9 protein-coding genes are annotated in these 10,271 nt (G+C 46.9%); 5 read left to right on the plus strand and 4 right to left on the minus strand.

Annotation, left to right across the window (positions count from 1 at the left end; genetic code table 11):
* Positions 1–24: 24 nt before the first annotated feature.
* Positions 25–1,035, minus strand: a complete 1,011-nt coding sequence (gene asnA / locus B5F07_RS15170) for an aspartate--ammonia ligase (protein ID WP_087162128.1) — start codon at positions 1,033–1,035, stop codon at positions 25–27.
* A 584-nt stretch (positions 1,036–1,619) separates the two neighbouring features.
* Here asnA and B5F07_RS15175 point away from each other — a divergent pair.
* Positions 1,620–2,387: a hypothetical protein gene (locus tag B5F07_RS15175; protein ID WP_087162129.1), complete on the plus strand. Its 768-nt coding sequence runs from the start codon at positions 1,620–1,622 to the stop codon at positions 2,385–2,387.
* A gap of 150 nt (positions 2,388–2,537) precedes the next feature.
* A complete protein-coding gene (locus B5F07_RS15180) occupies positions 2,538–3,353 on the plus strand; it encodes a PHP-associated domain-containing protein (protein WP_087162130.1) in 816 nt (271 codons plus the stop codon).
* 215 nt (positions 3,354–3,568) lie between these two features.
* Here the strand turns inward: B5F07_RS15180 and B5F07_RS15185 are convergent, their stop codons facing one another.
* Positions 3,569–4,462, minus strand: a complete 894-nt coding sequence (locus B5F07_RS15185; RefSeq protein ID WP_087162131.1) for a helix-turn-helix transcriptional regulator — start codon at positions 4,460–4,462, stop codon at positions 3,569–3,571.
* A gap of 231 nt (positions 4,463–4,693) precedes the next feature.
* On the opposite strand from B5F07_RS15185, the gene B5F07_RS15190 reads away from it, so the two are divergent.
* Together B5F07_RS15190 and malQ are read left to right on the plus strand one after the other, a co-directional pair.
* Positions 4,694–6,958 (plus strand): glycogen/starch/alpha-glucan phosphorylase, encoded by a 2,265-nt coding sequence (locus B5F07_RS15190; RefSeq protein WP_087162132.1) that lies wholly within the window; start codon positions 4,694–4,696, stop codon positions 6,956–6,958.
* 1 nt (position 6,959) lies between these two features.
* Positions 6,960–8,480, plus strand: coding sequence for a 4-alpha-glucanotransferase (gene malQ, locus B5F07_RS15195; protein WP_087162133.1), 1,521 nt, complete (start codon positions 6,960–6,962; stop codon positions 8,478–8,480).
* 139 nt (positions 8,481–8,619) lie between these two features.
* Here the strand turns inward: malQ and B5F07_RS23575 are convergent, their stop codons facing one another.
* Both B5F07_RS23575 and B5F07_RS15205 read right to left on the minus strand, forming a co-directional pair.
* Complete coding sequence (locus B5F07_RS23575) at positions 8,620–8,829, minus strand: helix-turn-helix domain-containing protein (RefSeq protein WP_087162134.1); 210 nt, start codon at positions 8,827–8,829, stop codon at positions 8,620–8,622.
* Positions 8,830–8,897: 68 nt separating this feature from the next.
* Positions 8,898–9,113, minus strand: coding sequence for a helix-turn-helix domain-containing protein (locus tag B5F07_RS15205; protein ID WP_087162135.1), 216 nt, complete (start codon positions 9,111–9,113; stop codon positions 8,898–8,900).
* A gap of 132 nt (positions 9,114–9,245) precedes the next feature.
* Here B5F07_RS15205 and B5F07_RS15210 point away from each other — a divergent pair, with 132 nt between their 5' ends.
* Entirely contained in the window at positions 9,246–10,145 is a 900-nt protein-coding gene (locus B5F07_RS15210; RefSeq protein WP_140398036.1) for a hypothetical protein, read from the plus strand.
* Positions 10,146–10,271 lie beyond the last annotated feature (126 nt).

The following is a 10,271-nucleotide window of genomic DNA, read 5'->3' on the forward strand; positions in this document are numbered from 1 at the left end:
TTTGATGCTGACTGTGTCCCAAAATTACAACAGCTGTATTCCGTTTTCTCTTGCGCGCGTTACGATCTCCTCCGGCCAGAGGGAAGACTGTACCTCGCCGATATGAGCTTTACGCAGGTAGTACATGCAGATTCTGGACTGCCCGATTCCACCGCCCACGGTATAGGGCAGTTCTCCGTTCAGCAGGGATTTCTGGAAGGGGAGCTCTGCCCGTTCTTCGCATCCTGCTTCTTTGAGCTGGCGGCGGAGAGAGTCTTCATCCACACGGATTCCCATGGAGGAGAGCTCAAGGGCCATGTCAAGAACCGGGTAATAGACGATAATATCGCCGTTTAACTCCCAGTCATCATAGTCCGGTGCGCGTCCGTCATGTTTTTCACCGGAAGCGAGGACTTTGCCGATCTGGGAGACAAAGACGGCTCCTTTGGCTCTGGCGATCAGGTTCTCGCGCTCTTTCGGCGTGCGGTCCGGATACATATCTTCCAGTTCCTGTGAAGTGATGAAAAAGATATCATCCGGCAGGAGCGGTTCAATATAGTTATACCGTCTTGATATGTAGTCCTCCGTGTCTTTCAGCGCGCTGTATACTTTGCGTACTGTGTACTGCAGCGTCTCGGTATTGCGTTCTTCCCTGGAAATGATCTTCTCCCAGTCCCACTGATCGACATAGAGGGAATGAATGTTGTCCGTGTCCTCATCCCGGCGCACGGCACTCATATCCGTGTAGAGCCCTTCACCGGAATGAAATCCGTATTTCTTCAGGGCGAATCTTTTCCATTTTGCCAGAGAGTGGACAATCTCGGCAACGGCCTCATCCTGCTCCCTGATACCGAAAGCGACAGGACGCTCCACGCCGTTTAAGTTGTCGTTCAGTCCGGAGTCCGGATAGACGAACAGCGGAGCGGAGACACGGGTGAGGTGCAGGGCTTTTGCAAGCGCGCGTTCGAAATGATCTTTAACCTCTTTGATGGCCACTTCCGTCTCCCGGATTGTCAGGGGAGAGGAGTAACCCTCGGGTATTTTTAACTGTTCCATTATAAAAATCTCCTTTTGTCTTTTATTTCAAAGTCTGAGACATTTCCTTTCTATTTTAAGTTGCGCAGGGGGAGAAGTCAACAGGGTTATAAATTAACAGATAATTTAAAATTATTTGATAAAAATACTAAAAATTTATTGACAAAAGTAAAAGTGAGTGATATTATAATTACAACAAATAAAAACTTTAAAAAGTTTTTAACCTGCCGGACACGGAGGGGGAAAGGTAATCAGATATAGAGAAAGATCATAATGACGAGAAAGTTATGAGAGAAGCAAAATCTATATCACGGAAGATTATCAAAGAACCAGAGCCGGACAGGAATCTAAGAACAGGAGGTACGGACCACCGGGAACATTAATTTAATCTATCAGAAAAAAGATAGAAAGAGGTAAAAAGAATGATAGAAATATCAGAGTGAAGATGGATGTTGATCATAAAAAAGTGATTGGCATCCATCTTCTTTGTCTTGTATTGCGCCGGGAAAATTGGTAGAATAGACGGGAATAGAAAGGGGATCCGGAGATCCCGGGGAAAATGAATGGGGAAAAAGAATAATTAAAAAGGAACAAGGAGAAGAAAGATGAATCTACGGGAGATAATCGGAAACTGGGATGTTGGTTTTTCAATCGGGAAAATTCTGGAAAACGGACGCGCTCTTACGGACACGGAGATGATCGCTGTGGCAGCAGCGGCAGTGATCGGTCTGCTGATCTGTCTTCTGGGACTTAAGATTGTCCGGGTGTGGGCGGCGCTTTTCGGTCTGGCGGCAGGCTTCCTGGGCGGTACACTGGTGATGGATGTAACGGGGATTACCCTGACATATGACTGGATACCGGGAGTGGTTCTCGGAATCATTCTCGGAGGGCTCTCGGCATGGCTGTACCGGTTTGGAATCTTTATCACAGTATGGGCGGCAGCAGGGCTGGGGTGTGCGTATTTTATCGGTCCCGCTGATGTGACCGGCGCTCTTATCTGTGCAGCGGCGGGGCTTGTGGCGGCACTCCTTACGATAAAATTCAAAGAAGTCATTACGATTCTGTTTACAGCAATATTCGGTGCGCTTACGGTAGGGGCTGCGGCAGTACTTCTGCTTCCGGAGGGGACAGAACTGGTATTTGGCATTGTGGCGGCAGTGTGCCTGATCGCAGGTATCCTTGTGCAGCTTCTTCTGGAGTCCAGAAAGAGGAAACGGGCGAGCTTAAGGAAAGCGGAGGAGATCCGCAGAACTCACTCCACGGCGAATGAGGTGGAGCGCGCGCGGGCGGTCATGGAAAATCTGGACAGAATGGATGATGAGGATTTCGTGGAAGCCGATTTTGCGGACGAAGAGGATGACGAGGAAGACTGAGCCGGTCCGGATGATAAAATTTCATCAGTTGTGAAACGATGGAAAAGGTCTCTCTCCGGTTGTCATAAGACAGACAAAGTTGTATAATGTACCCATGGATATTCATCCGAAAGACCGACAGATAAATCTGACAGAAAAGGGGGCTTGCGTATGAAAATTGATATGCATTGCCATGTAAAAGAAGGGTCGATTGACAGCAAGGTAGGGCTGGAGGAATACATCACGATCCTGAAGAAACACGGATTCCAGGGGATGGTCATAACCGACCATGATACATACAACGGATACCGGTACTGGAAAAATAATCTGAAAGGGAAAAAACATACGGACTTTGTTGTGCTCAAGGGAATCGAGTATGATACAAGGGACGCCGGGCACATCCTGGTGATTATGCCGGAGGGAGTCAAGATGAAACTCCTGGAGATGAGGGGAATGCCTCTTGCACTGCTGATTGATCTGGTGCATCGCAACGGCGGAGTTCTGGGACCGGCACATCCGTGCGGCGAGAAGTACATGAGCTTTACGAATGCGAGACGCTATTATCTCTCGCCGGAGATCGTGAAGCGGTTTGATTTTATCGAGGCGTTCAACAGCTGTGAGTCAGCAGCTTCCAATGCCGGGGCACTGCAGTTGGCGAAAAAGTACGGCAAACTGACGACCGGCGGCAGCGACTCCCACAAACCGGACTGCGTAGGGCGGGGATATACGATCCTTCCGGAACCGGTGACCTGCGAGACGGAGCTGATTTCACTGATTCATAAAAAGACGCCGCTGAAAGCAGGCGGTGTTCTGTACGAAAAAACGACGAAAGAGAAAATCGGTAAGGTGAACAAGCTTCTGGTATATTCTTTCTGGGTGTACAACAAGAGCGGGGAGCTGCTCAAGCGCCGCGGAAGAAATAAGAAGATGGAAGAAGAGCATCCTTTCGATCCGATCGATCCGATCGAGTTGTACTATCATTCTTAGACGGCAATCCGCAGAGCGGAACACAGATCGGAACAGGATACAGACGGATGAAAACGATGGGGCAGCCATTCCCAACTGTCAGTTTCTTATGACAGTTGGGAATGGCTGTTTTCTGTTTCGCAGATGCAGCCTTCGTCTGGAAATTACAGCTGTCAGTACGGTTCAGGGAGCTCCTGCGGAACATGGCGGTCTGCAGTCCGGCCTGGAAGGTCCGTTCAGGCCAGGTTCCGGTATTTCCCGGGGGAGACGCCGTATTTTCGTTTGAAAATCCGGTTGAAATATGAGAGATTCTCAAAACCGGTCCGGCCGGCAATCTCCAGAATCGGCTCGGATGTGGAGCGCAGGAGGCGTTCCGCCATTGTAAGCCGGTAGTCGTTCAGATATTCGATGAAACCGGTTCCCATATGAGTCTTGAAAAATTTCATAAAATGAGACTTGCTGTAATAGGTAAGGGATGCCATATCATCGATGGAAATCGGTTCGGAGTAGTGTTCTTCTACATATTTCAGGATTGTTTTGATTTTCTCCAGAGATTTTGCATGAGGAAGATCCGGATTCTTCAGCTCCTGCTGATGGCTGACAAGCAGAAAGAAGAACTCGTAGAGAAGCCCCTTTACCGCGAGCTGGTATCCTTCGGGCCGGGCGCTGCAGTAGCCGTCGATCCTGCGGATGCAGGACTGCGCCTCGGAATGAAAGGAAACCGCCTGGGTGAGGAAAGTCTCCGAGGGAATAACTCCTTCCATCAGGGGTGTGAGAAAGCGGTCGGAACAGAGGTCGTTCTCTCCGGAGCTGAGAAGGGAAGGCTTGAAAATAATATTTTCATATTCCATGGAATGGGTTCCTGCCTGCTCGATCATGTGGAGCCTGCCGGGGCGGATAAAAATGATATCCCCTGCAGTGACGAGCTGTTTCTGGAAATCGGCGGACACGTATCCCTGCCCTTTCTGTATGACAATCAGTTCCGCTTCCGAATGCCAGTGGAGCGGCACGCAGGAAAAATCCAGCGGGATGGAGCATAAATAAGTAATATAAGGAAAATCTTCTGCAGTGTGTGATTTTGTCTCGTGATAGTTCTGATAATCCAGATTCTGGTATTGGCTGATATTCATAAGATATTCTCCTGTCTGCCTGTATACAGGGATCCGAATTCGTATACGGGGCTCTGTATGTATTCTGCGCTTCAGTTTTTAAAATTTATAGAATGATAGTATTGTACAATAAAATGCAAGTATTTTGCAAGAAATCAGAAGAAAATCGTATTAAAATGCGAACTATAAGGAAATGGTGCCGGGGGTGCCGAAGAAATTACAGAGATGGGTTTGAAAGGAGATCAGCAGACCATGAACATTCAGGAAAAGTTACAGAAGTATCTTGGAAAATCAGTTGCCGATGCATCAAATGAAGAGATTTATCACGCTCTTATGACAATCGTCCAGGAGATGGCGGCAGAAAAAGAACGCACAGACAGCAAGAAAAAGCTTTACTATATTTCCGCAGAGTTCCTCATCGGAAAACTTCTCTCCAACAACATGATTAATCTCGGAATCTATAAGGAAGTAAAAGAGATTCTCACACAGAACGGAAAAGATCTTACAGAGATCGAGGAGGTTGAGCCGGAACCGTCACTGGGAAACGGCGGTCTGGGAAGACTGGCGGCATGCTTTCTTGACTCTATCGCAACGCTGGGGCTCGCCGGGGACGGAATCGGACTGAACTATCATCTGGGACTTTTCAAACAGGTGTTTGAAGACCGCCTTCAGAAGGAGACTCCGAATCCGTGGATCGAGGAGTATTCCTGGCTGAAAAAGACAGACGTCACATATCCGGTTGACTTTAAAGGTTTAAGAGTCAACGCCAGAATGTATGACATTGAAGTGACAGGGTACAACAACAAGACGAACAAACTGCATCTGTTCGATCTGGACTCTGTAGATGAGACAATCGTTAAGGACGGCATTGATTTTGACAAAGAGGATATCCGGAAGAATCTGACACTTTTCCTCTATCCGGATGACAGTGATGAGAACGGACGTCTGCTCCGTATCTATCAGCAGTACATGATGGTAAGCGCAGGGGCACAGCTCATCCTTGACGAGTGTACTGCAAAGGGATGCAAGCTTTATGATCTGCCGGATTACGCGGTGATCCAGATCAACGACACCCATCCGACCATGGTGATCCCGGAGCTGATCCGTCTCCTTGTGGCAAGGGGAATGGATATGGACGATGCCATTGACGTGGTATCAAGGACATGTGCATACACGAACCACACGATTCTGGCAGAGGCACTTGAAAAATGGCCGGTTTCCTACCTGAAGAAGGTCGTTCCGCAGCTCATGCCGATCATCGAAGTGCTGGACGACAAAGTAAGAAGAAAATTTGACGACGAGAGTGTGGCAGTGATCGACAGAAATGATACGGTTCACATGGCGCATATTGATATTCACTACGGATTCAGTGTAAACGGCGTGGCTGCGCTGCACACAGAGATCCTGAAAAACTCGGAGCTCAACAATTTCTACCGGATCTACCCGGAGAAATTCAACAACAAGACAAACGGTATCACCTTCCGCCGCTGGCTGCTCCACTGCAACCCGCTTCTGGCTGATATGCTCGATGAGACGATTGGAGAAGGATATCACAGAGATGCCATGGAGCTTGAGAAGCTGCTTGCATATAAAGATGATGAAAAAGTGCTCACAAAGCTGATGGAGATCAAGCACAGGAATAAAGAAGCACTCTGCACTTATCTCAAAGAGACGCAGGGAATCGAAATCAGCCCGGATACGATTTTCGATATCCAGGTAAAACGTCTCCACGAGTACAAACGCCAGCAGCTCAACGCCCTGTACATTATTGACAAATACCTGGAAATCAAGGCAGGAAAGATCCCGTCAGCTCCGGTGACTGCAATTTTCGGCGCAAAGGCTGCTCCGGCTTACACGATTGCAAAAGATATCATCCATCTGATCCTCTGTCTGCAGGAGATCATCAACAACGATCCGGACGTGAGTCCGTACCTGAGAGTTGTCATGGTGGAAAACTACAACGTTTCCAAAGCAGAGAAACTGATTCCGGCATGCGATATTTCCGAGCAGATCTCTCTGGCGTCCAAGGAGGCGAGCGGAACCGGAAATATGAAGTTCATGCTCAACGGCGCGGTTACACTGGGAACAGAGGACGGTGCAAATGTAGAGATTCACGAGTGTGTGGGAGATGAGAACATCTTCGTGTTCGGTGCAACCAGCGATGAGGTAATCGAGCACTACGCGAAAGCAGATTATGTGTCAAGAGATTATTACGAGAAGAACCCGGCGATCAAGGCGGCTGTGGACTTCATTACAGGCGAGAAGATGCTTGAGGTGGGCTGCAGAGAGAACCTGGAGCGCCTGAAAAATGAGATTATCGGAAAAGACTGGTTCATGACGCTGCTTGACTTCGACTCCTACAAGGAGAAGAAAGATGAGGCGCTGAACGCATACGCAGACCGGAAAGAATGGGCGAAGAAAACTCTTGTCAACATTGCGAAAGCAGGTTACTTCTCCTCTGACAGAACCATTGAAGAGTACAACAGAGATATCTGGAAATTACAGGAGGAAAAATAAAATGAAAAGAGCAAGCGGAATTTTAATGCCGGTATTCTCGCTTCCTTCCAAATACGGGATCGGATGTTTCTCCAAAGAGGCGTATAAGTTCGTTGACCTGCTCAGAAAAGCAGGACAGAGCTACTGGCAGATCCTGCCGCTTGGACCGACTGGCTACGGGGATTCCCCGTACCAGTCTTTCTCCACATACGCAGGAAATCCCTATTTTATCGACTTGAAAACGCTGATTAAAGAAGGTCTTCTGACAAAGAAAGAGTGTAAAGAATACGATTTCGGGGACAGAGACGATCAGATCGACTATGAGAAGATCTACAAGGCACGTTTCAGGGTGCTGAGAAAAGCCTATGACCGTTTTAAGGAAAACGGCGGGGACAAGGCGGAGGACTATACTGCATTTACCGGGGAAAATGCATACTGGCTCGATGATTACAGCCTCTATATGGCGGTCAAGGACAGTCAGGGTGGCGTAAGCTGGAAGGAATGGGAAGCGCCCCTGAAGAACCGGGAAGAGGCAGCCGTGAAAGCGGCAAAAGAGGAACTGGCTGACGAGATCGGGTTCTATCAATTCCAGCAGTATGAGTTTGATAAGCAGTGGAAAGCTCTTCATGCCTATGCCAATAAAAACGGCGTGAAGATCATCGGCGATATCCCGATTTACGTGGCGTTTGATAGCGCGGACACATGGGCTGCGCCGGAGCTCTTCCAGTTCGATGAGGAGAACAATCCCACCGGAGTGGCAGGGTGTCCTCCGGATGCATTTTCCGCTACCGGACAGCTCTGGGGCAATCCTCTTTATAACTGGGAATACCACAAGAAGACCGGATATGAGTGGTGGATCCGCCGGATCGAGTACTGTTTCAAGCTGTACGATGTAGTCCGCATCGACCATTTCCGGGGTTTTGACGAGTATTATGCAGTTCCATATGGCGATCCGACGGCAGAAAACGGAAAATGGATGCCGGGACCGGGAATGGACCTGTTCCGCGCAATCGAGGCGAAGCTTGGCAGACCGGAGATCATCGCGGAGGATCTGGGATTCTTAACCCCCAGTGTCCTGAAACTGCTGAAAGACAGCGGCTTCCCGGGCATGAAGGTGCTTCAGTTTGCATTTGACGCCAGAGAGTCGTCCAACTATCTGCCCCATACGTATCCGCAGAACTGCGTGGTTTACACAGGAACCCACGACAACGACACCACAAGAGGCTGGTATCATGAGGTGGGCAAATATGCGCGGGATTTTGCAAAAGAATATATGGCGAAACCGCGGCTCGATGAGGACTCCCTTGCAGGCGACTTCATCGCCATGGCCATGAGCAGCGTGGCTGACCTCTGCGTGATCCCCATGCAGGACTATCTGGGACTCGGAAGTGAGGCGAGAATCAATACGCCTTCCACCCTGGGAGGAAACTGGGTATGGCGGATGAAGAAGAAAGCGTTCGACGGCGATGTGGTAAAAGAGATCGCGCGGGTGACGAAACTGTACGGCAGGATGCCGGAGGATGAGGGGAAAAAGAAAGAGTAAGAAATAGCAGGAAATAGATAGAGAAGGGATGTACCATCTGGTGTAATGGTGTACATCTCTTCTCCTTTTCAGGACAGATTCCTGTCTTTCTGTCAGATCTAAATATAAAAAGAACGGCATGATTTTTGATCATGCGTTCCTATATATCTGAATTATCTTCAACATATTCCATGATGTCGGATACACTGCAATGGAGCAAGGAACAAAGCTGATTGACTGTGTTTGTTGTAACACTTTTTCCTTGCTTAAGTGCATAGTATGTGGAGCGGGGAAACCCCCGTTTGGCCAGTTCGTATGAACTGATCTTTTTTTCTTTCATTGTCTTGAATAACGGTTCATAACTAATCATATTCGTACCTCATAATTTGATTATATGAGGGTGGATGAAAATTGAATATGTACGAAAATCCGCACGGATCATTTACTGCTTGTCGGCTCATCTTCAATATATTCCATAATGTCAGATACAGAACAATCCAGTAAACGGCAGAGTTGATTTACCGTGTTGGTACTGATGCTGTTGCCTTTCTGGATGGAGTAGTAAGTTGCTTTAGAAAACCCCTTTTTGAACAGAGCATAAGAAGTAATATGTTTTTCTGACATTGTTTTGAACAATGGATGATAGCTGATCACAGTTTTACTTCCTTTCCCTGTAATTTATGTAATCATTGTAAATTTATACTCGGATATTGAAAATGTACGAATATTCGAGTATAATGACATATGTACGAAAATCCATACATAAAGGAAGGGGAATAATAAAAGATGACGAGACAACAGATGCTGTCATATTTATCGCAGATTTTATCTTTGGAGATGAAGTTATATGAAATGGAAGAGATCAGAAACCAGTATTGTTATCAGATTCAGAATCTGAACAATATTGTTCAGAAGAATTTATATGATGATAAAGAAAAGCCAGAAGGAAAGTGGGAAACGATGATTTTATGTGGACTGGCATATGGTTTTTTTGGATTTATTGGAATGTTTATTTTGATGGCCATTTTGGGTTCAACAACTGAGAGGGGAATGCTGGCAAGTTCTGTAGTGGGGATTATTGTTTGTATAGGAGTGTTTATTTTTTGGATTTATGGAAACATGCAGGATAAGGCTGCCTGGCGTCGAAATCATGCCTGGGTACAGGATACCAATGCACAGATTCAAAAAAACGCACAAAATGCCAATCGGGAGATACAGCTTATCAATTCGGAAATAAATCGCCTGGATTCAAATTATAATATGCTGCTTAACACTTTGGATAGATTATACAATGCAAATGTGATTTATCCTAAATACAGAGATCTTGTTGCAATCTCCTCCTTTTATGAATACTTTTCTTCGGGCAGGTGTTCTCAACTGCAGGGACATGAAGGAGCATACAATATTTATGAAAATGAACTGATGGGAAGAACGATCATAGGAAAACTGGATGATATCTTGTACAGCCTGGATTCGATAAGGGAGAATCAGTATCTTCTTTATTCTGAATTACAGAGAAGTAATCAGACGGTAAACAGGCTGTCAAATACGATCAATAATGCTGTCTCCCAATTACAGGACATATCGAGAAATCAGGAAGTAATTGCATATAATTCCGAAGTCACGCGAAAGAATACGGAAGTGATAAAGTGGATTTCAGTTTGCGATTATTTGAATATAAGATAAGTGAGCAATGTAGAAAAGGGGCTGTCGGGAAATAGATAGTTCCAAGCAGGGGCAGGCGTGACTCATACGAGTCTCGCCTGCCCCTGAAATTTATCCTCTAAAAAGAAAGAAAGATGACTAACGACA

It is taken from the genome of Lachnoclostridium sp. An169, from assembly GCF_002160525.1.
GTDB classification, from domain to species: Bacteria; Bacillota; Clostridia; order Lachnospirales; family Lachnospiraceae; genus Mediterraneibacter; species Mediterraneibacter cottocaccae.